The following is a 21,088-nucleotide window of genomic DNA, read 5'->3' on the forward strand; positions in this document are numbered from 1 at the left end:
TGCCCGCCGCAAGACGTTCAAGTTCAGGCCGGTTCAGGCCGCGCGGGCGGTCTCGAACAGGAACCAGGCGCGCTGCTCGGCCTGGTCGGTCCAGTCGTCGAGGATACCGCTGGTCGCGTTATCCTTGGCGGCGTCGACGATGTCCTTCGCCTCGCGCAGCTTGGCGACCAGCGCCAGATTGTCGTCGCGCAGTTCCTTGAGCATGTCCTGGGCGCTGACGAATTCCGCATCATTGTCCTTGATCGACTGACGGCGCGCGATGTCGCCGATCGAGCGGAGCGTGGTGTTACCGGTCTTGCGCACGCGCTCGGCAATGTCGTCCGTGGTCGCCAATATCTGGCCCGCCTGTTCGTCGAGCATCAGATGATAATCCCGGAAATGGGGCCCCGAGACGTGCCAGTGAAAATTCTTGGTCTTGAGATACAGCGCGAAACTGTCGGCGAGGATGCCGTTGAGCGCATCGGCGACACTCATTGCGCTGTTGCTCGCCAGGTCGGTGGGGGTCGCCAGCGCCGGCTTAGGTTTCTTGGCCATGATAAGCTTTCTCCCGCTTTCTGATCGATTCGCATCTCCAACGAACGATCCGGAAAAAGGTCCCAACGTCCTTTGAGGAAAAAATCATGCGCTATGATCGAGTCAGTCGATCGATCGGCCTGCAGGCAGAATCCCTGTGGACAGAATCCTTGACTCTTTGCCCAGACCACCGGTAAGGGCCGCATCCGATGAACGGCGGCGGCAACGTCGCCCTATTTTTTTCGTGGATAAGGGTTTCCGGTCATGGCCAAGCCGACCACCGTCAAGATCAAGCTCGTCAGCACGGCTGACACCGGGTTCTATTACGTCACCAAGAAGAACCCACGCACCCAGACCGAGAAGCTCAGCTTCCGCAAGTACGACCCGGTCGTGCGGAAGCATGTCGACTTCAAGGAAGCCAAGATCAAGTAATCGGCTGCGGGCTTCGGCCCGCCCGTTGCTTCAGCCCATCGCCCGCCTTCCGGCGGGCGTTTGCATTTGAGCGCCAGCCGTCAAAGCACATGGCGCGCTTGCACCGCTCAGCTGCTGCGTCGACCGCCCTCGCCCAGGCTGCCTGCGAGCGCCTCGACCGCTTCGACGAAGCGCGCCACCGAGATCGGCTTGGACACATAGGCGTCGGCCCCCGCCTCACGGACGCGGCTCTCGTCGCCCTTGCCCGCATAGGCGGTCACCGCCATCACCGGTGTCTTCTCCAATGCGGGATCGGCCCGCATCATCCGAATCAGTTCGACGCCGCTGATATGCGGCAGCTGAATGTCCATGATCACCAGGTCGGGCAATTCGGCCTGCATCGCGGGCAGCGCATCGCGGGCATCACGAACCGTCGTGACCTGCGCCCCATGGGCTTCGAGCAGGTCACGGAAGAGCCGAAGATTCAGCTCATTATCCTCGACAATCACGACTTTTTTCGTCACGGCTACCCACCTATCCGACCTGCAGGTCTATGTCATGCCCTCCCTGCCTTCAAATCCGGAGAAACCCCTTCACGGCGACCGCGACGCTGCGGCGGCGCTGGCGCTGGCCGCGCTGGCATGGACGCTCAGCGAGGATATCCGGGCGCGCAGGCTGCTCGATCTGACCGGCCTGACGCCGGAAGGGCTGCGGGCGGGCGCAGGCGAATCCCACATATTGGGGGCCGTGCTGGATTTCCTGGCGGGGCATGAGCCCGATCTTATCGCCTGCGCCGACGCGACCGGCTACAAGCCCGCCGACCTGATCACCGCAAGGGACATATTGCAGGCATGAAGCGACCGCTGCTGATCACCGACTGCGACGAGGTTCTCCTCCATATGGTCACGCCCTTCGGCCAGTGGCTCGACGAGGCGCACGACATCGATTTCGCCATGGATCGCCCCGATTTCGTCGATGCGCTGACCCACCGCAGCGATTCGCGACCCGTCCAGACCGAGCATATCTGGCCGCTGCTCGACGCCTTCTTCACCACCGAGATGCACCGCCAGACGCTGGTCCCGCACGCACAGCATGCGCTCGCGACGATCGGGGAACTGGCCGACATCGTCGTCCTGACCAATTTGACCGACCAGTTCCACGCCGGCCGCGTCGCGCAGCTCGACGCGGTGGGCATCCGGCACCGGGTACAGTGCAATCAGGGTGGCAAGGGCCGCCCGGTTGCCGATCTGGTCGCCGAATATGATCCCAGCGCGACGGTCTTCGTCGACGACCTGGCCCAGCACCACCAGTCGGTCGCCGAGCATGCGCCCGCCGTGTGGCGGTTGCACATGATCGCCGAGCCGCAAGTCGCCCGCCACCGCCCGCCGGCCGCCGCAGCGCATGCGCGGATCGACGACTGGTCCGACGCGCTGCCATGGATTCTCGCCCGGTTCGCCGAGGCGGAAGCTGCCCAGGCCAGGGATCGTGCCAGCCACCCATGATCGAGCGAAGGGCAGCCGCTTGACGCTGTCCGGGGACTACAGGAAAGAGAAGCCATGACCATTGACGCACGTCTCGCCGAACTGGGCATCGTCCTGCCGCAACCCGCAGCCCCCGTGGCGGCCTATGTGCCGACCGTGGAGATAAACGGCCTGCTCCACATTTCGGGTCAACTCCCCTTCCGCGAGGACGGCAGCCTGGTGACCGGCCGTCTGGGCGAGGATGTCGGCGTCGCTGCCGGGATGGAGGCCGCACGCCGCTGCGGCATCATGCTGATCGCGCAGATCAAGGCCGCGCTGGGCGGCGATCTGTCGCGGGTCGAACGGATCGTGAAACTCGGCGCCTTCATCTCCTCGACCGCCAGCTTCACCGATCAGCCCAAGGTGGCCAATGGCGCGTCGGAACTGATGCAGGCCGTGTTCGGCGATGCTGGCCGCCATGCGCGCAGCGCGGTCGGCGTTCCGGTCCTTCCGCTCGGCGCTGCCGTGGAGGTCGATGCCATTGTCGCTGTTCGGCCTCTTTGATCGCTGGCGCTTCCCGGTACCCGACGCCAGGCGCGTCGGATTCCTGACCCGTACGCCCTTCGCCAATCGCGGGCTGCATGGCAGCCGCCATGTCGAGAACAGCCGCGCGGCGATCGAGGCCGCGGTCAGCCTCGGCTATGGCGTCAAGGTCGACGTTCAGTTCAGCCTCGACGGCCATGCCTATGTGATCGCCGATCCGACGGTCGACCGTCTAACCGAGCAGAGCGGACAGGTCCGCCATCTGTCGAGCAAGCATCTCAGCGAGATCCGCCTGCGCGGCACCGAAGAAAGCATTCCCCAGCTCAAGGAGATATTGGGCCTGGTCGCAGGCCGGGTGCCGGTGCTGGTCGAGCTGCGCGCCGTCGAGGGCCATGTCTCGCAGCTGTGCGTCGCGGTTCGTCACGCGATCGAAGGCTATCGCGGCGAGGCGGCGGTGATGTCGCTCCACCCCGAAGTGCCGCGCTGGTTCGCCTCGCACGGCAGCCGGATACCGCGCGGGCTGATGATGTCCGAAGACAGCGTCTATGCGAAGGAAGCCGGCACCGAGCAGGTCCGGACAATGTGGCGCTCACGCCCCGAATTCCTGGCGATCGCCATCGGCGACCTGCCCAACCGTTTCGCCCAGCGCCAGCGCAAGCGTGGCATACCGATATTGGCCTGGATCGTCTCCTCGGCCGAGCAACAGGCTGTCGCCGCCGAGAACAGCGACCAGATCATCTTCGAGGCGCCGGGATGGTAGAGCCCCTGACCGCCCGGACGGCGGAGGGGGTAGCCAGCATCGCCGCGACCGACTGGGACGCCTGCGCCGGCAGCGACAATCCCTTTCTTTCGCACGCCTTCCTGTCCGCGCTGGAAGAATCGGGCAGCGCGACGGCCCGCGCCGGCTGGCAGCCTCTGCCGATCCTGATCGACGGCGAGGATGGCAGACCAGCGGCGATCCTGCCGGCCTACGCCAAGAGCCACAGCCAGGGCGAATATGTGTTCGACCATGCCTGGGCGGACGCCTGGCAGCGCGCCGGGGGCGACTATTATCCCAAGCTGCAGATCGCGGTGCCGTTCAGCCCGGTGCCGGGGCCCCGCTTGCTGCTCCGCGATCCCGCACTCGCACCCGCATTGATCGCTGCGGCCGAAGCGGTGGTCGAGCAAAATGGCCTCTCCTCCTGCCACGCGACCTTCGTAGCACCCGAGCAGGTGCCTCTGTTCGAGGCGGCAGGCTGGCTGGTCCGCACCGACCGGCAATTTCACTGGCGCAACCGGGGGTATGAGAGTTTCGAGGATTTCCTGGGCGCACTGGCTTCGCGCAAGCGCAAGGCGATCCGCAAGGAACGCGCGGCGGCGACCGAAGGCCTGGAGATCGTCCACCTCAGCGGCGACGAGATCGGCGAGATGCACTGGGACGCCTTCTGGCACTTCTATCAGGACACCGGCGCGCGCAAATGGGGCCGGCCCTATCTGACGCGACGCTTCTTCTCGCTGCTGGGCGAGCGCATGGCCGACCGGGTTCTGCTGATGCTGGCGCTGCGCGACGGCGTGCCGATCGCCGGGGCGCTGAACATGATCGGGGCGGACACGCTCTACGGCCGCTACTGGGGCTGCACCGAGGAGGTGCCCTTCCTCCATTTCGAGCTCTGCTATTATCAGGCGATCGACGCCGCACTCGCGCGCGGCCTGTCGACGGTCGAGGCCGGCGCACAGGGCGAGCATAAGCTGGCGCGCGGCTATGAACCGGTGCCGACCTATTCGGCCCATTTCATTCCGCATGCCGGCTTCCGCCATGCGGTCGCCGACTATCTCGAAAGCGAGCGCGAGGCCGTCGCGCAGGACATCGAGATGCTCGGCAGCTTCGCCCCGTTCAAAAAGAGCGACGCCTGACCGCGTCAGGAAAACCTGCGGATCAGGCCGCCAGCCGGTTGCCGAAGCCGAGCATCGCGCGCGCCTGACGCTGCGCTTCCTGGATTTCGCGCGCCGTCATTTCCTCGGCGATCTCCTGGCGGCATTCGGCCGCCTGCGGATTGCCACCGAGCGCCGCGATGTTGAACCATTTGTGGGCCGCAATCAGGTCGAGCGGAAAGCCGTCCGCCCCCGCCGAATAGGCGACGCCCAGCTGGAAACAGGCGTCGATGTCGCCCGCCATCGCGTCGCGCAGCCGCGACTCGCTCAGAAATTGTTGCGCCTTGAGACTGTGAACCATGTCACGCTCCACCTTTCCGGGAGGTGACGGTGTTTGCTGACCAACCGTCGCCGTCCCAACAAGGTTAACGGCATGGGCGGCAGCTTCTTTAACCCTGTTCCCTTTGGGGCAGTCAGCCTCCGACGGGCAGGTTGTCGATCAGCCGGGTGCGCCCCAGCTTCGCCGCCGCGATCAGGCGGGCGGGCCCCGCCAGCCGCTCGACCGGTTCGAGCGTCGCGGCATCGACGAGGGCGACATAGTCGATCGGATCGAAGCCGGCCTCGCCCAGCCGCGAAACGGCCGCCGCCAGCGCGACCGCGACATCGTCGCCCCGCTCGATCGCGCTCTTGGCCTCGCCCAGCGCGCGCGGGAGGGTGCGGGCCGTCACGCGCTCTTCCTCGCTGAGATAGGCGTTGCGCGACGACAAAGCGAGCCCGTCATCCTCGCGCTGGGTGGGGACGCCGACGATCTCGATGTCGATGTCGAGATCTGCGACGAAGCGGCGGATGACTGCCAGCTGCTGGAAATCCTTCTCGCCGAAAAAGGCGCAATCGGGCTTCACCTGCTGGAACAGCTTGGTGACCACCGTCGCCACGCCCGCAAAGTGACCCGGCCTTGCCGCACCATCCCAGCGCTCGCTGACCCCGCCGACAGAAATGCTGGTCGCGAAGCCCTTCGGGTACATCGTCGCCACGTCAGGTGCCCACAGCAGCGCGGCACCTGCGGCTTCGAGCAGGGCAACATCGGCCGCCTCGCGGCGCGGATAGGCGTCGAGATCCTCGTTCGGGGCGAACTGGGTCGGGTTGACGAAGATCGACACCACCACCTGGAAACCGCGTCCGCGCGCGGCATCGACCAGGGCGATATGACCTGCGTGCAGCGCGCCCATCGTCGGCACCAGCGCGACCGGGGCGCCACTTATCCTCAAATTTGCGACCGCCGAGCGGAGATCGGCTATGTTCCGAACGATGTGCACCGACTAAAGACCCCTTCAGGTTGGGTCCGCCCTGGCGGACCGCGGTGCCATTTCCGTGCGCGCCGCCCTCTTTCGGGGCGGATAGGATCGTACAGGGCTGGCACCGTCGTTTCAGCTGTGCTGAAACGGCTCCTGTGAACGCTCCTTGGACAAGGCCGCCCGTGGGATCAAGCGCGGTGCGGCGAAGGGAATAGAGTTTGTCGAACGCGCACATCATCACCTTCGCCAACGAAAAGGGCGGATCGGGGAAATCCACCACGTCGGTGCATGTCGCGGTTGCCCTGGCTGCCGCCGGTCGCCGCGTGGCCGCGATCGACCTCGATACGCGCCAGCGCACCCTCGCCCGCTATCTGGAAAACCGCCAGGCGACCGCGGCCCGCATCGGGCAGGCGCTGCCGATGCCCAGCTTCGAGACTTTCGACAGCGCCAGGGGCCATATACTCGACGACCTGATCAACGGCTTCGCCGCCGATCATGACGTCGTCGTGATCGACACCCCCGGTCGCGACGACGAACATGCGCGCGCCTCGATCACCCGCGCCGATACGCTGGTCACCCCGATCAACGACAGTTTCGTCGACCTCGACCTGATCGGGCAGGTCGATCCCGAGACCTTCAAGATCCGCCGCCCCAGCTTCTATGCCGAGCTGGTGTGGGACGCGCGCAAGGTGCGCGGGCGGATCGATGGCGGCACGGTCGACTGGGTGCTGCTGCGCAACCGCCTCCAGCATCTCGAGGCGCGCAACATGCGCCGCGTCGCCGATGCGATGCAGGAACTGGCGAAGCGCGTCGGCTTCCGCGTCATCCCCGGACTGTCCGAACGCGTCATCTATCGCGAGCTCTTTCCCAAGGGGCTGACCCTGCTCGACATGAAGGCGATCGGCGGCGAAGCCGGTATCGGCCATGTCGCGGCGCGGCAGGAGCTGCGCGAGATGGTTTCCGGCCTCGCTCTCTCGCAATGGCCGCAGCATCAGGCGGCGGTGGGATGATCCTGCTGCTGCTGGCAGCCGCCGGGTTCGCCTGGTGGCAATGGGGACGCTCCATGTCCCGCCCGCAGCTCATGGCCGCGCTGTCGGCGCTCGGCGGCGCGATGCTGCTGACAAGGGGCGCCTGGATGGTCGCCCTGCCGATGTTCCTGCCGCTGATCTGGCTGTTGATGCAGCCGGCCGCGGCCCCCGGCGGGGCGGTACGCACGGCTCTGCCGGCGATGGATCGCGAGGAGGCGCGCCGCGTGCTCGACCTTCCGCCGACCGCCGACGCCGAAGCCGTCCGGGCCGCCCATCGCCGGCTGGTGGCGCGTGTCCACCCGGACCAGGGTGGATCGGCCGAGCTGACCGGGCGGGTCAATGCTGCCCGCGACATATTGCTGGCGGAGCTGCAAAGGCGCTAACCCTGTTCTGTCGCCGGGGCCTTCACCCCGCTCCTCGCATCTCAACGGAGGCTTGATTGACCCACCGCTTCGACCCGACCAGCCTGCGCGAATATGATATTCGAGGGATCGTGGGTAAGACCCTGGGGACCGCCGATGCCTATGCGATCGGGCGCGGCTTTGCGACCCATGTCCGGCGCGCCGGCGGAACCCGCGTCGCGGTCGGCTGGGACGGCCGCGTCTCGTCGGAATCGCTGCGCGACGAACTGATCCGCGGCCTGACCGAAAGCGGGGTCGACGTCGTCCGCACCGGCCTTGGTCCGACCCCGATGCTCTATTTCGCCGAGGCGACGCTGGAGGTCGACGGCGGCATCCAGATCACGGGCAGCCACAATCCGGCCGACTATAACGGCTTCAAGATGGTGCTCGCGCACAAGCCCTTCTTCGCCGAATCGATCCAGTCGATCGGGCGCATGGCCGAGGAAGGCGACTGGGACGAAGGCTCGGGCAGCGTCAGCGACGCCGATATCGAGGATCTCTATGTCGACCGGCTGGTCCAGGATTTCTCCGGCTCGGCCTTCCGGATCGGCTGGGACAATGGCAATGGCGCCGGTGGCCGCATCCTCGAGAAGCTGGTCAAGCGCCTGCCGGGCGAGCATCATGTCCTCTATGCCGAGATCGACGGACGCTTCCCGCACCATCATCCCGACCCGACCGAGGAGAAGAACCTCGCCGACCTGAAGGCGTTGGTGGCGGAAAAGCAGCTCGACTTCGGCATCGCCTTCGACGGCGACGCCGATCGAATCGGCGCGATCGACGGCGAAGGCCGCGTCGTGTGGGGCGACCAGATCCTGTCGATCCTCGCCGAGCCGGTGCTCAAGGCGGTGCCGGGCGGGACGATCATCGCCGACGTCAAGGCCAGCCAGGCGCTGTTCGATCGCGTCGCCGAACTGGGCGGTACCCCCTGCATGTGGAAGACCGGCCACAGCCTGATCAAGGTCAAGATGGCCGAGACCGACAGCCCGCTCGCCGGCGAGATGTCGGGGCACATTTTCTTCCGCCATCGCTGGTACGGCTTCGACGACGCGCTCTATTCGGCGGTGCGGCTGATCGAATCGGTCAGCCAGCTCGGCGGATCGCTGACCGCTCTCAAGAGCCGCATGCCTAAGCTGGTGAACACCCCGGAGATGCGCTTCCAGGTGGATGAGAGCCGCAAATTCGCGGTGGTCGAAGAGGTGCTCGACCGGCTCGAAGCCTCCGGCGCGGAGGTCAACCGCACCGATGGTGCCCGCGTCAACACCCCCGACGGCTGGTGGCTGCTGCGCGCATCGAACACGCAGGACGTGCTTGTGGCCCGCGCCGAGGCGGCCGACCAGGCCGGTCTCGATCGCCTGCTGGCTCAGATCGACGAGCAACTGGCCCTGTCGGGGCTGGAGCGCGGCGAGCAGGTCGGGCACTGATCGTGGTGAGCGCGGCGGGGATGGTGCATCCGCCCCGCCGTCGCCCCATATAGACCGGATGCCATCGACGCTCCCCACCGTCCTTTCGGACTGGTTCGCGGCCAAGGGCTGGGCGCCGCGCCGGCACCAGCTGGAGATGCTGGCGGCGGCACGCGGCGGCAAGAGCGCTTTGCTCGTCGCGCCCACCGGGTCGGGCAAGACCATGGCGGGCTTCCTTCCGTCCCTCGTCGACCTGGTCGAGAACCCGCGCGAGGGGCTGCACACTCTCTATGTCTCGCCGCTCAAGGCGCTGGCGGTCGACGTCCGCCGCAACCTGCTGACTCCGATCGAGGAGATGGGCCTCGACATCGCGGTCGAGACCCGCACCGGCGACACACCGTCGGATCGCAAGGCACGCCAGCGGGTTCGTCCGCCCCAGATCCTGCTGACCACGCCCGAATCGCTCAGCTTGCTGCTGTCCTATCCCGACAGCGCCGCCCTCTTCGCCGGGCTGCGGACGATCATCATCGACGAGGTCCACGCCTTCGCCACCGGCAAGCGCGGCGATCTGCTGGCGTTGTCGATGGCGCGACTGGGGACGCTGGCCCCCGAACTGCGCCGGGTCGCGCTGTCGGCGACGGTCGCCGATCCGGACGCCTATCGCGGCTGGCTGTCGGGCGACGGAGACTATGAATCGGTCGAACTCGTCCATGGCGACAGCGGCGCTCCGCCCCGGATCGACATCGTCATCCCGCAAGGCCGTATCCCCTGGGCCGGGCATTCGGGCCGCTATGCCGCCGAACAGGTCATGGCCGAGATCGAGACGCATCGGACCACGATCGTCTTCTGCAACACCCGCAGCCTCGCCGAGCTGATCTTCCAGGATCTGTGGAAGGTGAACGCGATGAGCCTGCCGATCGGCATCCACCATGGCTCGCTGTCGAAGGAGGCGCGTCGCAAGGTCGAGGAGGCGATGGCATCGGGCCGGCTGCGCGCGCTGGTCGCAACCGCCAGCCTCGATCTCGGCGTCGACTGGGGCGATGTCGACCTCGTCATCCAGATGGGCGCGCCCAAGGGCGCCTCGCGCCTGCTCCAGCGGATCGGCCGCGCCAACCACCGGCTCGACGAGCCGAGCGAGGCCGTGCTCGTCCCCGGCAACCGGTTCGAATATCTCGAGGGCCGCGCCGCGCTCGACGCGATCGAGGCGGGCGAGCTCGACAATGAACCCTTCCGCCCCGGCAGCATCGACGTGCTCGCCCAGCATGTCATGGCGGTCGCCTGCGCCGGCCCCTTCCGCGCCGAGGAACTGCTGGCCGAGGTCAACCGCGCCGCGCCCTATGCAACGCTGACCGCCGAGCAGTTCGACCGGGTCCTCAACTATATCGCCAATGGCGGCTATGCGCTGAAGGCCTATGAGAAGTTCCGCCGGCTGACTCGCACCGCCGATGGCGTGTGGCGGCTAAGCCATCCCAGTTACGCCATCCAGCATCGCCTCAACGCGGGGATCATCGTCGAGGCGCCGATGCTCGACGTGCGCTTCAAGAACGGGCGCAGCCTGGGCAAGGTCGAGGAAGGCTTCGGAACGAGCCTCGCGCCCGGCGACTGCTTCTTCTTCATGGGGCTGGCGCTCGAGGTGCTCAAGATCGACCTCACCGATCTGGTGGTGCGCGCCACCTCGAAGCCGGCGCGGATCCCGACCTATGGCGGCGCACGCATGCCGATTTCGACGCATCTTGCAGAGCGCGTGCGCCATTTCTTGCACGAACCGGCCGAATGGTCGCGCTTCCCGGCGGACGTCCGCGAATGGCTGGAGATGCAGGCGCGCCGGTCGCGGCTGCCGGCGCCCGACGAGCTTCTGGTCGAGACCTTCCCGCGCGAGAAACGCAATTACATGGTTCTCTACAGTTTCGAAGGCTGGAACGCGCACCAGTCGCTGGGCATGTTGCTGACCCGGCGGATGGAAAGCCAGGGCCTCGTCCCGATGGGCTTCGTCGCCAGCGACTATGCGCTCGCCTGCTGGTCGGTCGAGCCGGTGCTGGACCCCGCCAGCTTGTTCTCCGCCGAGATATTGGAGGAGGAGTTCGTCGAATGGGTCGAAGGATCGGCCCTCCTCAAGCGCGCCTTTCGCGAGGTGGCGGTGATCGGCGGCCTGGTCGAACGGCAGCACCCCGGCAAGAAGAAGTCGGGCCGCCAGGTCACCTTCTCGACCGATCTGATCTACGACGTGCTGCGCCGCTACGAGCCCGACCATCTGCTGCTCGACGCCGCCTGGGCCGATGCCCGCGCCAAGATGACCGATGTCGGCCGGCTGAGCGGACTGATCGAAAGAGCGGCCGAGCGGATCGTGCATGTGCCGCTGGAGCGGGTATCCCCCCTCGCCGTGCCCGTCCTTGTCCTGATCGGCCGGGAAACGGTGGCGCAGGGCGTCGCCGACGATGTGCTGCTGATCGAGGCCGAGGCGCTGGCGGCCGAGGCGATGCGAGCTTAGCTGCGGAATATCATTTATTGTAGATACGAATATTGAATTTCGGTTGAATTAATCGTATTTACAAAAAATGTGGAGCTAAAGGTGGGGTTTGGGGTGAACTGCCTATGGCGGCGGCCATTCCTGTCAGCAAAGCCGGAGGATAGATCAATGATCAAAGCCACCAGCCTGCGGGCAGCAAGCCCTTTTGGATTCACGAGACATGCGGATTTCCTACGATGAGGAAAAGCGTCTCAAAGTTTTGAACGATCGCCAGATCGACTTTGATGACGCGGCTGAACTTTTCAAAGCGTTCCATCTCACACGGCGAGATGACAGGCCTTATGATGAAGAGAGGTATATTTCGATCGGGGAGATAAGAGGCCAGGTCATTCTGGTCGTTTGGACGCCGAGGGAAGATAGCCGCCGCATCATCACAATGTGGAAAGCAGATCATGGAGAACGTGAAAAATTCTATCGACGCCGCGATCGAAGCGGATGAGCGCAAGCCCATCCTAGACGAGGATTGGTTTGAAGAAGCCGATGCATATATCGGCACCAAGCTAGTACAGCGCGGACGCCCAAAGGCCGACAAAACCAAAAAACTGGTTTCGCTGCGTCTGGATCGGGACGTCGTCGACTGGTTCAAGCAATCGGGTGCCAAGTGGCAAACCCGGATCAACGATGAGTTGAGGAAGGCGGCCGGTCTTTAAGATCGCCGCTTTCCTCAGCGTTGCGCGCAGCCGACCGCCGCGGCGTCGATCGCGCTGGCGACGCCCTTCAGCAGATAGCCGTCCGACCGGTCGCGCCCTTCCTTCGAGACCCAGGCGACGCGCATCGAGGTGGCGCTGCGCATCGTCGCGATGATCGCCGCATCGGCGCGCGGGTCTGGCGCCCAGGCGTCGACCGACGCCGCGACCAGCGGAAAGCTTCGTTCGCCGAAGATCAGGCGGATGGGGCTGTTGGGCGCGCGCGGTTCGCGCAGGCGGAAGTGGACCTGGCCGCTGATCCGCTGTTTCGGCCAGACCGCGACCGACGCGAAGCTGCGCCACTGGCCCGATCCGCGCCGCTCCGGCATGGCGATCGCATAGCAGCGGGCGGGATTTACATCCCGGAAAGCGCCCCAGCCGCCGAAAATTCCAAGCGACGTGCGCCCGGCCGGCGCCGCCGCGATCAGGGTCGCAAAGAGCACAAATGCACAGAAACGGGCCTTCAACCTGTCAATCCCCAATCTTGTCCTAGTTGCAAAAATGCAACATTTTCTGCTGTTTATCTGGCGTTCATGCAACTCCTGCCGGCTTGGTGCACTAGGCATCCACGTCGCCAGTACCCCTGAGGCGACGCGTTAGAAAATGGAGTTATACTATGCGTAGCATCGTTGTCGCCGCCCTCGTCGCGGCCAGCGCAGCAGCCCCCGCCCTCGCCCAGGACCGTGCGCCATTTACCGGCCCGCGCGTCGAAGGTCTCGTCGGTTGGGACCGCGTCCAGAACAACGGGCATGACGACGGCGTGGCCTATGGCCTCGGCGCCGGCTATGATTTCCAGACCGGCATGGGCCTGGTCGGCATCGAGGGCGAGGTTGCCGATTCCGGCGTGAAGCAATGCGCCGGTGCGGCCACCGCCGCTGATCCGCGCCTCTGCGCCAAGGCCGGCCGCGACCTTTATGTCGGCGGTCGCGTCGGCACCGTCATCGGCGGTCGTACCCTGCTGTACGCAAAGGCCGGCTATACCAACACCCGTGCGAAGCTGACCGGCGACGACGGCACGGGCCAGGTGACCCTCGCCAAGCAGGACCTCGACGGCGTGCGCGTCGGCGCGGGCGTCGAATATGCGGTCGGCCCCAACAGCTTCATCAAGACCGAGTATCGCTACTCGAACTATGAGCAGGGCTTCTCGCGGCATCAGGTGATGGGCGGCTTCGGCTTCCGCTTCTGATCGCGACGAAGATGGAGCGGTCGATCTGACACCGTCGGATCGACCGCTCCCGGTCCGAAAGGGGAGGGCTCGGCCGCGGGACGCCGGGCCCTTTTCTTTTGTGTCATTGGGTTTCATCGCGCCGAGAAATCACGCAGGGGGCCTTGATCGACTGCCGGACTCTCTACACAAGGAAAATGATCGGCGTACTTGATTTGCCGTGCGCTAAATGATAAGCCGCCACGCGGCTTATCGAGAAGGAGGCGCAATTGATCGACGTCGTCGCCGCCTTTAGCTTGCCCCAAGCAAGCAAGTTGACCGGAGTTCCTGAAGCTCGCTTGGTCGATTGGGACAGAGAGTGTTTTTTCATTCCATCTCTTGCCTACGAGGACCGGCGAAGCCCGTATTCGCGCGTTTACTCTTTTGAAGATTTGGTCGGGCTGCGCACCCTCAACATCCTTCGAGACCGCGTTTCGATGCAGCATTTGAAAAAGGCAGCCCTGCGCTTGAAGCAGCATAGCGGGAAACCGTGGTCGGACCTCACGTTATATACCCTCAATGACGAAGTTCACTTCAAAAACCCAAAAGACGGCAAGATTGAAGGCGTAATTTCGGGTCAATACGGCGCAACCATTCCTTTGGAAAGCATTGCAGAGGAGTTACGTGAAGAAGCCAACAAGTTACGTGAACGAGATCGCGACCGAGTAGGTACCATCGAGCGTCATAAATTCACTATGAGCAACGCCCCTGTGTTTGGTGGAACACGTATAACAGTGGCCTCTGTCGTGAGCTATTTGGACGCGGGCTATTCAGTTCAAGAGATCATCGAGGAGTACCCCGATCTAACGCGTGAAGATGTTGAAGCTGCTCGTCGGTTCAGAGAGGGTTTGACTCGCGCCGCGTAATACTCCTTATTCCGGGACAGTGTTGTTCCTGATCGATCATAACGTTCAAACAAGTGTGCATCGCGTGTTAAAGCAGATGCACCATGACGTTGCGCTTTCTAAAATAGAAGTTGGGCAGGATGCGCCGGATCCTGTCGTTGCTACAAGAGCGATGGAGCAAGGGCGGATTCTCGTTAGCCATGACCGCGACATGAAGCGAATTCAGCGGTTCGTTTCTCCACGCGATAGAGCGCGATATCCAGCTCTATCTAGGCTTATGCTCCAACTGCCTGAACCATTGGCTGCGCGGAGACTGCGGGAAATGATGCCACTCATAGAGTGTGAATTTGAGCTAGCACGTCACAGCGGCCAGCCAATGCTAGTACACCTTCAGGAGCGCATTGTCCGAATCCTTCGCTGACCGTCTGCACACAGTATAGCGAGATATCTTCTGGCGTCTCCGAGGATTAGGCTACTCTCCAGTCTTGCGGCCAGCTTTTGAAGGCGAATCCCAAAAAGCCGCTTTTGTCCCCAGCTTTCGACGCTTTGGGCTGGCGGGTGCGCAAAGCCGCGCTATAACCGGGTTCCATTTAACATCGGGGATCCCGGGGCAGTCCATGAAGGTAACGATCGAACGCGCGACTCTTCTCAAAAGCCTGGGTCACGTCCAGTCGGTCGTCGAGCGCCGCAACACCATCCCGATCCTGTCGAACGTGCTTATCGAGGCCACCGCCGAGGGCAAGCTGCGCCTGATGGCGACCGACCTCGACCTGCAGATCGTCGAAGTGATCGACGACGCCGCAGTCGACCAGCCGGGCGCGACCACGGTCTCCGCGCACACGCTGTTCGACATCGCCCGCAAACTGCCCGAGGGATCGCAGGTCCAGCTGGCCGCCGCCGAGGGCAAGATGCAGGTCGTGGCCGGCCGCGCCCGCTTCAACCTGCAGACCCTGCCCAAGGACGACTTCCCGATGATCGCGGAGGGCGAGCTGCCGACGCGCTTCGAGCTTTCGGCGGAAACGCTCAAGCAGCTGATCGACAAGACGCGTTTCGCCATCTCGACCGAAGAGACGCGCTATTATCTCAACGGCATCTTCTTCCATGTGCAGGATGACGTGCTGAAGGCGGCGGCGACCGACGGTCACCGGCTGGCCCGCGTCACCATCGCACGCCCCGACGGGGCCGAGGGGATGCCCGACATCATCATCCCCCGCAAATGCGTGGGCGAATTGCGCAAACTGCTCGACGAGGCCGAGGAAGCGGTGAGCATCTCGCTGTCGCCGACCAAGATCCGCTTCGGCCTCGGTAGCGCGATCCTGACGTCGAAGCTGATCGACGGCACCTTCCCCGACTATAATCGCGTCATCCCGACCGCGAACGACAAGCTGCTCAAGCTCGACCCCAAGAGCTTCATGCAGGGTGTCGACCGCGTCGCGACGATCGCCTCGGAAAAGACCCGCGCGGTGAAGATGGCGCTCGACCGCGACAAGGTCACGCTGTCGGTGACCAGTCCCGAAAACGGCACCGCCGCCGAGGAAGTCCCCGGCGAATATACGTCGCCCGGTTTCGAGATCGGCTTCAACGCGCGCTATCTGATGGACATTCTCGGGCAGATCGACGGCAGTTCGGTCGAGGTGCATCTGGCCGACGCCGCCGCGCCGACGCTGATCCGCGAGAATGACAAGTCGCCCGCGCTCTATGTGCTGATGCCGATGCGGGTGTGATCGCATCGGCCGGGGGCTGAGGGGGAGGACGCGACGCGATGCCGGTCACGGTCAACCCCGATCTCCAGGCGATCGTCGATCGCATCACCGCCGACATGGAAGCCCGCGAGGATCGCGGCAAGGTGGCCGACTATATTCCGGGACTGGCGCGCGTCGATCCGCGCCATTTCGGGCTCGCCATCGCCACCCATGACGGGCGGATCTTTTCCGCTGGCGACGCGGCCACCGCCTTCTCGATCCAGTCGGTATCGAAGGTCTTCGCGCTGACCATCGCGCTCGGCAAGGTGGGCGATGCGCTGTGGAAGCGGGTCGGCCGCGAGCCATCGGGCAACGCCTTCAATTCGATCGTCCAGCTCGAAGCCGAGCAGGGCATTCCGCGCAACCCCTTCATCAACGCGGGGGCCATCGTCGTGTCCGACGTGATCCTGTCGGGCCATCGGCCGCGCGAGGCGATCGGAGAGATTTTGCGCTTCGTCCGCGACCTGGCCGGTGACGACGATATCGCGATCGACGAGGATGTGGCGCAGGGGGAAGCGGAGACAGGCTATCGCAACGCCGCGCTCGCCCATTACATGCGCAGCTTCGGCAATATCCGGCATCCGGTCGAGCAGGTGCTGGGCGTCTATTTCCACCAATGTGCGCTGAGCATGAGCTGCGTCCAGCTGGCCCGCGCGGGGCGCTTCCTGATGCTCGAAGGCCAGCATCCCGAAACCGGCTTCAACATCGTCTCGCCGACCCGAGCGCGGCGGATCAACGCGCTGATGATGATGTGCGGCCATTATGACGGGTCGGGCGAGTTCGCCTTTCGCGTCGGCATCCCCGGCAAGTCGGGGGTGGGCGGCGGCATCTTGTGCATCGTTCCCGGCATCGCGTCGATAGCCGTCTGGTCGCCGGGCCTGAACGAGCGCGGCAATTCGACGCTGGGGTCGCTCGCGCTCGAAAAGCTGGCGGCAGCGACCGGCTGGTCGATCTTCAACGAGCGCGACCCCGGCTGACCGCCGGCGTTCCCGGTATCAGCGCGTATAAGGGACGAAGCTGCCGAGACCGCAGGCGCCATAGGTCACGGGTGCGTTCCGCTCGGCGACCATGATCAGGTCATTGATGCAGAGCTGGCTGCTCGGGGTGCGCGTCACGATCACCCGGTCGGGCCGCAGCAACGCGCAATGCCCGCGATCGGGCTGGTTGACGTACCAGAGCCGTTTCGACACCTTATAGATGATCGCGCTTGCGTCGACGATCCGGGTCGAGCGGAGCGCGCGGAGCGGCACGCAGTTGAGCGGTTCGCCCGCTATGCGTCCCGCAAGTTCGCCCTTCGCCTTGTCCGACAGCGGCGCCGACACATCCTCCGCCGCCATCAGCAGCGGCAGTGCGAGCAGCAACAGCAGATGTCTTGCCCGGCCCATCGCGACTCTCCTCGGCACAGCTTATAGCCGGATCAGCCCCGGAACACATCCTTGGCCGCACGCCGCGCCGCAAGCTCGGCCACATCGGCCGCGCGCATGAAGGGGTTGGTCGCCCGTTCGAGCGCGATCGTGGTCGGCACCGTCGCCTCGCCCGCCGCACGCAGCCGGTCCACCTCGGCCATGCGGTCGCGCAATGCGACATTGTCGGGTTCGGCCACCAGCGCATAGCGGCCGTTGGACTGGGTATATTCATGCGCGCAATAGACGCGCGTGTCGCCCGGCAGCGCGGCGAGCCGGCGCATATTGTCGAACATCTGCTCGGGCGTGCCCTCGAACAGACGTCCACAGCCCATAGCGAACAGGGTGTCGCCGACGAAGACGACCTCCGCCTCGGGCAGGTGGAAGGCGATATGTCCGGCGGTATGCGCCGGTACCTCCAGCACCTCCGCCTGCAGCGCGCCGATCGCGACCCGATCGCCTTCGGCCAGCGGCACGTCGAGGCCGGGGATGGTGTCGGCCTCGGCCGCCGGGCCGCTGATGCGCGCGCCGGTCGCGGCCTTGATCGCCGCATTGCCGCCGACATGGTCTCCATGCCAGTGGGTGTTCCAGATCTGGCCGATCGTCCAGCCGCGCTGGGCCGCCTCGGCCAGCACCGGTTCCGACACCGCAGGATCGACCGCAACCGTCTCGCCGCTGGCTGCATCATGGAGCAGCCAGACATAATTGTCGTCGAGGACCGGGATGCGGACGATCTCGAGCGCCATTACCAGCTGCCGCTGTTCGGCATCGACGCCCAGGGCTCGGCGGGTTCGAGGCGGCCGTCCTGCAGCAGCTCGATAGAGATGCCGTCGGGGGTGCGGACGAAGGCCATATGGCCGTCGCGCGGGGGACGGTTGATCGTATAGCCAGCGTCCAGGATGCGCTGGCAGGTCTCGTAGATATTGTCGACGCGGTAGGCGAGGTGACCGAAATTGCGGCCGCCGTCATAGCCCTTCTCGTCCCAGTTGTGGGTAAGTTCGACCTGCGCATCCTCATCGCCGGGAGCGGCGAGGAAGATCAAGGTGTAGCGCCCGGCCTCATTGTCGAAGCGCTTGATTTCGCGCAAGCCGACCAGTTCGAGAAAGCGGATCGTCTCCTGCGGATCGGAGACGCGGATCATGGTGTGGAGATATTTCATCGCGCCAATGTAGGACGCCCATCGCCGGGTGCAACCGGCAGACGGGCCCGGCCGGCGTCAGGGCTGCGGCTCGGACTCCCCGCCGCGCAGAGCTAGTGCGGCGGCTTTGCCTGCGTTGCTCTCGGGTGCGGCAGTGGCGGCGCGGGTCCAGGCTGCGCGGGCATCGTCCATATTGCCCGATGCGGCGGCGATGTTGCCGGCCTCATAGGCGACCGAAGGATCGTTCGGCGCCAGCTTCGTCGCCTCGCGGATCGCGGTGAAGGCCAGCGGCAGGTCCTTCGCCTTGCGCGCGAGATTGGCGCGCAGGAGCCAGCCGAGCGGGTCGCGCGGGACCAGCCGTGTCGCCTGTTCGAGGTCGACGCGCGCACCCGCGACGTCGTTCGCCGCGACATTGGCGCGGGCGCGGTCGAGATGGACCTCACCCTTCATCTCGTCGGACAGCCCCGGAATCAGCAAGGCACGGTCGAACGAACCCTTGGCGCGCACCGGTTCGTCGGCGGCAAGCGCGGCATTGCCCGCCTGCATCCACAGCACGACCGTCATCTGGTTGTCGTCGAGCAGCGCATCCTTGGCCGCCGCCTCGAAGCTTTCGGTCGCCTCGCGCCACTGGCCGAGATTGCTCTGCGCAATGCCCAGGCACTGCCGCGCGGCCATGCCGCCCCCGGCGGCTTGCCAGGCTTTCGCCTCCTCGACCGCCTTTTCGGGAGCCGTGCCCGCCAGCGCACCACATCTGGCGCCGCGCGCCTTGTGATCCTCCTGCGATATGGTCGGCCGCGCCGGCACCGCCGGTTTGGGCGGAACGAGCAAAGGCGCGGCTGCGACGGTAATGGCGACGAGAAACGGGACCATCAAGGCTCCATGAGCGCGGCGACCGTCCTGATGAGGAGGTCGATATCCGACGGGCGCGAAAGGCGGTGATCGCCCTGTTTGACCAGGATCGTCTGCACATCGCCTGAACGAAGCGCCCGCGAGAGGCGCAGCGCGATCGACACGGGAACGGTCTCGTCGAGCTGGCCGTGCAGCAGCCGGACCGGGCTGTCGAGTGCGATCTCCTGCTCCAGCAGCAGATTGGCCTGGCCCGACTCCCAGAAGCCGAGCGTCGTCACATAGGGCTCATCCGAATAGTCGCTCGGCTCGGCGATCCGGCCCTCGCGGCGCAGCAGTGCGACGACGTCGGCGCTGAACCCCCATTCGGTGAAGTCGGGCGCCGCCGCGATGCCCACCAGCCCCGCCACACGGTCGCCGAGCGCCAGGGCGACGAGCAGCGCCAGCCAGCCGCCCATCGACGAACCGACGAGGACCACCGGCCCTGCCGAGGCGAAGGCGTCGATCATCTCCAAGGCGTCGTCGCGCCAATCGGCGAGGGTGAAATCCTCGAACGCGCCCTCGCTCGATCCGCAGCCCGAATAGTCGAAGCGCAGCATCGCCCTGCCCTCGCGCCCCGCCCAGGCATCGAGCGCGGTCGCCTTGTCGCCTTCCATGTCGGAACGATAGCCGGGCAGGAAGACGATCGTGGGACCGCGCCCGGGGCGGTAGCGATAGGCGAGCGCGGGCTTGTCGGGCCGGGTGAGAAAGGCTGTCATGCGCGCGCCTTACCGCGATTCGCCGTCAGAAGCGAAGATCGATGTCGCCCAGCGGCTTCGTCCCGGCGCAGATCGAGCGCAACGCGGCCCATTGTTCGGGCGACAGCGCCGGCCGGAACGCCGCCTTGCCACCGGCCGCAGCGGCCTCGAAGCGGCGGCGCCGCTCATCGGAGGGCGGGTGGCTCGCCAGATAGACCAGCGGCCCGCCCAGGCCCGCTTCCTCCTTGCTCATCCGCCGGAAGAAAGCGGCGGTCGCGGCGGGGCTGATCCCGGCATGTAGCAACTGCTTCACCGAAAATTCGTCTGCCTCGCTCTCGGCCGACCGGCTGTAGCGGGCGTCGAGCAGCGCCTGACCATATTCGGCCGCCGACCCGCCCGATCCGATCAGCAGGCCGAGGCCGAAGCGGCGGAGCAGCGCGACCATGACATGGCGGTTCTCGACATGGCCGATCTCATGCGCCACCACGCCCGCCACCTCGTCGGGCGAGCGCGCCTCGTCGATCAGGCCGCGAAAGACGAGGATCCGCCCGCCCGGAAGGGCGATGGCGTTGACGATCGGGATGTTGACCACGCCGATCCGGATTGGACGGTCTGATGGCGACAGCCGCCGGGCGAGATCGTCTAGCGCCTTCTGTCCGCCCGGTGCGCGGCAGGCCTGCTCGCCAAAGTCCCCGCTGATCGCATCGCCCAGCTTCTGCTCCCACGCATAGGGAATGGCGCGGGCGAGAAGATCGAGCCCCTTGATCGCCCCCACCAGCACCAGTGCCGAGAGGACCAGCGCGATGCCAGCCGCCCACCACAAACCGACGCGATCGATCGGTCCGCCATAGCGGGCGGCGGCCGGAAGCTGCCACAATATCGGTCCCGGTGGGTCGGCATCGAAGCCCAGCCGCCAGCCGTCGACATCCTTGCGCCCGAACAGCAGCCGATCGGGATCGATCCGTTCGAGATCGGACAGGGCGACGGGATCGAAGCCCTCGATCACCAGCATGCCGCCGGCGACGCTCACGCGGACGTCGTGACGAACCGCGCTCCTG

The 21,088-nt window shown here is 65.5% G+C and carries 28 protein-coding genes; 17 read left to right on the top strand and 11 right to left on the bottom strand.

The genetic code is table 11. The annotated features are described in order from the left end of the window. Window positions 1–33: 33 nt before the first annotated feature. Window positions 34–534, bottom strand: coding sequence for a Dps family protein (locus ACNI3R_RS10405; protein WP_426182949.1), 501 nt, complete (start codon window positions 532–534; stop codon window positions 34–36). Window positions 535–777: 243 nt separating this feature from the next. On the opposite strand from ACNI3R_RS10405, the gene rpmG reads away from it, so the two are divergent. Then, window positions 778–945: a 50S ribosomal protein L33 gene (gene rpmG / locus ACNI3R_RS10410; RefSeq protein ID WP_165323357.1), complete on the top strand. Its 168-nt coding sequence runs from the start codon at window positions 778–780 to the stop codon at window positions 943–945. 107 nt (window positions 946–1,052) lie between these two features. Here rpmG and ACNI3R_RS10415 read toward each other — a convergent pair whose 3' ends face one another. Then, complete coding sequence (locus ACNI3R_RS10415; RefSeq protein ID WP_426182953.1) at window positions 1,053–1,448, bottom strand: response regulator; 396 nt, start codon at window positions 1,446–1,448, stop codon at window positions 1,053–1,055. 34 nt (window positions 1,449–1,482) lie between these two features. On the opposite strand from ACNI3R_RS10415, the gene ACNI3R_RS10420 reads away from it, so the two are divergent. The 5 genes from ACNI3R_RS10420 to ACNI3R_RS10440 are packed head-to-tail and all read left to right on the top strand — an operon-like array spanning window position 1,483 to window position 4,820. Continuing rightward, the gene (locus ACNI3R_RS10420) at window positions 1,483–1,779 is read left to right on the top strand and encodes a DUF3572 family protein (RefSeq protein ID WP_426182955.1); all 297 of its coding nucleotides are present in this window, start codon (window positions 1,483–1,485) and stop codon (window positions 1,777–1,779) included. Further along, window positions 1,776–2,426, top strand: coding sequence for an HAD family hydrolase (locus ACNI3R_RS10425; protein WP_426182957.1), 651 nt, complete (start codon window positions 1,776–1,778; stop codon window positions 2,424–2,426). The genes ACNI3R_RS10420 and ACNI3R_RS10425 overlap by 4 nt, the downstream gene beginning before the upstream one ends. A 54-nt stretch (window positions 2,427–2,480) precedes the next feature. Continuing rightward, window positions 2,481–2,948, top strand: a complete 468-nt coding sequence (locus ACNI3R_RS10430) for a RidA family protein (protein ID WP_374647982.1) — start codon at window positions 2,481–2,483, stop codon at window positions 2,946–2,948. After that, a complete protein-coding gene (locus tag ACNI3R_RS10435) occupies window positions 2,920–3,687 on the top strand; it encodes a glycerophosphodiester phosphodiesterase family protein (RefSeq protein ID WP_426182959.1) in 768 nt (255 codons plus the stop codon). Before ACNI3R_RS10430 ends, ACNI3R_RS10435 begins: the two co-directional genes overlap by 29 nt. Continuing rightward, window positions 3,681–4,820 carry a GNAT family N-acetyltransferase gene (locus ACNI3R_RS10440; RefSeq protein ID WP_426182961.1) on the top strand — a complete coding sequence of 380 codons (1,140 nt, stop codon included), beginning with the start codon at window positions 3,681–3,683 and terminating at the stop codon, window positions 4,818–4,820. Before ACNI3R_RS10435 ends, ACNI3R_RS10440 begins: the two co-directional genes overlap by 7 nt. Window positions 4,821–4,842: 22 nt before the next feature. On the opposite strand, the gene ACNI3R_RS10445 is transcribed toward ACNI3R_RS10440, so the two are convergent. Both ACNI3R_RS10445 and panC read right to left on the bottom strand, forming a co-directional pair. Further along, window positions 4,843–5,139 (bottom strand): hypothetical protein, encoded by a 297-nt coding sequence (locus ACNI3R_RS10445; protein WP_426182963.1) that lies wholly within the window; start codon window positions 5,137–5,139, stop codon window positions 4,843–4,845. 112 nt (window positions 5,140–5,251) lie between these two features. Continuing rightward, window positions 5,252–6,094: a pantoate--beta-alanine ligase gene (gene panC, locus ACNI3R_RS10450; RefSeq protein WP_426182965.1), complete on the bottom strand. Its 843-nt coding sequence runs from the start codon at window positions 6,092–6,094 to the stop codon at window positions 5,252–5,254. A 197-nt stretch (window positions 6,095–6,291) separates the two neighbouring features. Between panC and ACNI3R_RS10455 the strand changes: the two genes are divergently transcribed. The 6 genes from ACNI3R_RS10455 to ACNI3R_RS10480 all read left to right on the top strand — a co-directional run bounded on the left by ACNI3R_RS10455 (window position 6,292) and on the right by ACNI3R_RS10480 (window position 12,079). After that, a complete protein-coding gene (locus ACNI3R_RS10455) occupies window positions 6,292–7,083 on the top strand; it encodes a division plane positioning ATPase MipZ (protein WP_426182967.1) in 792 nt (263 codons plus the stop codon). Then, window positions 7,080–7,484, top strand: coding sequence for a J domain-containing protein (locus ACNI3R_RS10460; protein ID WP_426182969.1), 405 nt, complete (start codon window positions 7,080–7,082; stop codon window positions 7,482–7,484). Before ACNI3R_RS10455 ends, ACNI3R_RS10460 begins: the two co-directional genes overlap by 4 nt. A 56-nt stretch (window positions 7,485–7,540) precedes the next feature. Next, window positions 7,541–8,923 (top strand): phosphoglucomutase/phosphomannomutase PgmG, encoded by a 1,383-nt coding sequence (pgmG, locus tag ACNI3R_RS10465; RefSeq protein ID WP_426182971.1) that lies wholly within the window; start codon window positions 7,541–7,543, stop codon window positions 8,921–8,923. 58 nt (window positions 8,924–8,981) lie between these two features. Then, window positions 8,982–11,390 carry a ligase-associated DNA damage response DEXH box helicase gene (locus ACNI3R_RS10470; protein WP_426182973.1) on the top strand — a complete coding sequence of 803 codons (2,409 nt, stop codon included), beginning with the start codon at window positions 8,982–8,984 and terminating at the stop codon, window positions 11,388–11,390. 199 nt (window positions 11,391–11,589) lie between these two features. After that, window positions 11,590–11,868 (top strand): BrnT family toxin, encoded by a 279-nt coding sequence (locus ACNI3R_RS10475; RefSeq protein ID WP_426182975.1) that lies wholly within the window; start codon window positions 11,590–11,592, stop codon window positions 11,866–11,868. Beyond that, on the top strand, window positions 11,822–12,079 hold the full coding sequence (locus tag ACNI3R_RS10480) for a BrnA antitoxin family protein (protein WP_426182977.1): 258 nt from the start codon (window positions 11,822–11,824) through the stop codon (window positions 12,077–12,079). The genes ACNI3R_RS10475 and ACNI3R_RS10480 overlap by 47 nt, the downstream gene beginning before the upstream one ends. Before the next feature lie 14 nt (window positions 12,080–12,093). On the opposite strand, the gene ACNI3R_RS10485 is transcribed toward ACNI3R_RS10480, so the two are convergent. Beyond that, window positions 12,094–12,582: a hypothetical protein gene (locus tag ACNI3R_RS10485; protein ID WP_426182979.1), complete on the bottom strand. Its 489-nt coding sequence runs from the start codon at window positions 12,580–12,582 to the stop codon at window positions 12,094–12,096. Window positions 12,583–12,731: 149 nt separating this feature from the next. Between ACNI3R_RS10485 and ACNI3R_RS10490 the strand changes: the two genes are divergently transcribed. The 5 genes from ACNI3R_RS10490 to ACNI3R_RS10510 all read left to right on the top strand — a co-directional run bounded on the left by ACNI3R_RS10490 (window position 12,732) and on the right by ACNI3R_RS10510 (window position 16,883). Next, window positions 12,732–13,301, top strand: coding sequence for an outer membrane protein (locus ACNI3R_RS10490; protein ID WP_426182981.1), 570 nt, complete (start codon window positions 12,732–12,734; stop codon window positions 13,299–13,301). A gap of 248 nt (window positions 13,302–13,549) precedes the next feature. Then, window positions 13,550–14,185, top strand: coding sequence for a DUF433 domain-containing protein (locus tag ACNI3R_RS10495; RefSeq protein ID WP_426182983.1), 636 nt, complete (start codon window positions 13,550–13,552; stop codon window positions 14,183–14,185). A 19-nt stretch (window positions 14,186–14,204) separates the two neighbouring features. After that, window positions 14,205–14,585, top strand: a complete 381-nt coding sequence (locus ACNI3R_RS10500) for a DUF5615 family PIN-like protein (protein ID WP_426182985.1) — start codon at window positions 14,205–14,207, stop codon at window positions 14,583–14,585. Window positions 14,586–14,781: 196 nt separating this feature from the next. Next, on the top strand, window positions 14,782–15,888 hold the full coding sequence (gene dnaN, locus ACNI3R_RS10505; protein WP_426182987.1) for a DNA polymerase III subunit beta: 1,107 nt from the start codon (window positions 14,782–14,784) through the stop codon (window positions 15,886–15,888). A 38-nt stretch (window positions 15,889–15,926) separates the two neighbouring features. Then, window positions 15,927–16,883, top strand: a complete 957-nt coding sequence (locus ACNI3R_RS10510; RefSeq protein ID WP_426182989.1) for a glutaminase — start codon at window positions 15,927–15,929, stop codon at window positions 16,881–16,883. A gap of 18 nt (window positions 16,884–16,901) precedes the next feature. On the opposite strand, the gene ACNI3R_RS10515 is transcribed toward ACNI3R_RS10510, so the two are convergent. The 6 genes from ACNI3R_RS10515 to ACNI3R_RS10540 are packed head-to-tail and all read right to left on the bottom strand — an operon-like array spanning window position 16,902 to window position 21,060. Continuing rightward, a complete protein-coding gene (locus ACNI3R_RS10515) occupies window positions 16,902–17,291 on the bottom strand; it encodes a hypothetical protein (RefSeq protein ID WP_426182991.1) in 390 nt (129 codons plus the stop codon). Between the two features lie 32 nt (window positions 17,292–17,323). After that, entirely contained in the window at window positions 17,324–18,055 is a 732-nt protein-coding gene (gene gloB, locus ACNI3R_RS10520) for a hydroxyacylglutathione hydrolase (RefSeq protein WP_426182993.1), read from the bottom strand. Then, window positions 18,055–18,468: a VOC family protein gene (locus tag ACNI3R_RS10525; RefSeq protein WP_426182995.1), complete on the bottom strand. Its 414-nt coding sequence runs from the start codon at window positions 18,466–18,468 to the stop codon at window positions 18,055–18,057. Before ACNI3R_RS10525 ends, gloB begins: the two co-directional genes overlap by 1 nt. Window positions 18,469–18,525: 57 nt before the next feature. Then, complete coding sequence (locus ACNI3R_RS10530; RefSeq protein WP_426182997.1) at window positions 18,526–19,317, bottom strand: tetratricopeptide repeat protein; 792 nt, start codon at window positions 19,315–19,317, stop codon at window positions 18,526–18,528. Next, a complete protein-coding gene (locus ACNI3R_RS10535; RefSeq protein WP_426182999.1) occupies window positions 19,317–20,051 on the bottom strand; it encodes an alpha/beta hydrolase in 735 nt (244 codons plus the stop codon). The genes ACNI3R_RS10530 and ACNI3R_RS10535 overlap by 1 nt, the downstream gene beginning before the upstream one ends. 25 nt (window positions 20,052–20,076) lie before the next feature. Next, complete coding sequence (locus ACNI3R_RS10540) at window positions 20,077–21,060, bottom strand: M48 family metallopeptidase (protein WP_426183001.1); 984 nt, start codon at window positions 21,058–21,060, stop codon at window positions 20,077–20,079. Window positions 21,061–21,088 lie beyond the last annotated feature (28 nt).

Origin of the sequence: Rhizorhabdus antheiae, assembly GCF_049889055.1 — a bacterium.
In the GTDB taxonomy this organism is placed as follows: domain Bacteria; phylum Pseudomonadota; class Alphaproteobacteria; order Sphingomonadales; family Sphingomonadaceae; genus Rhizorhabdus.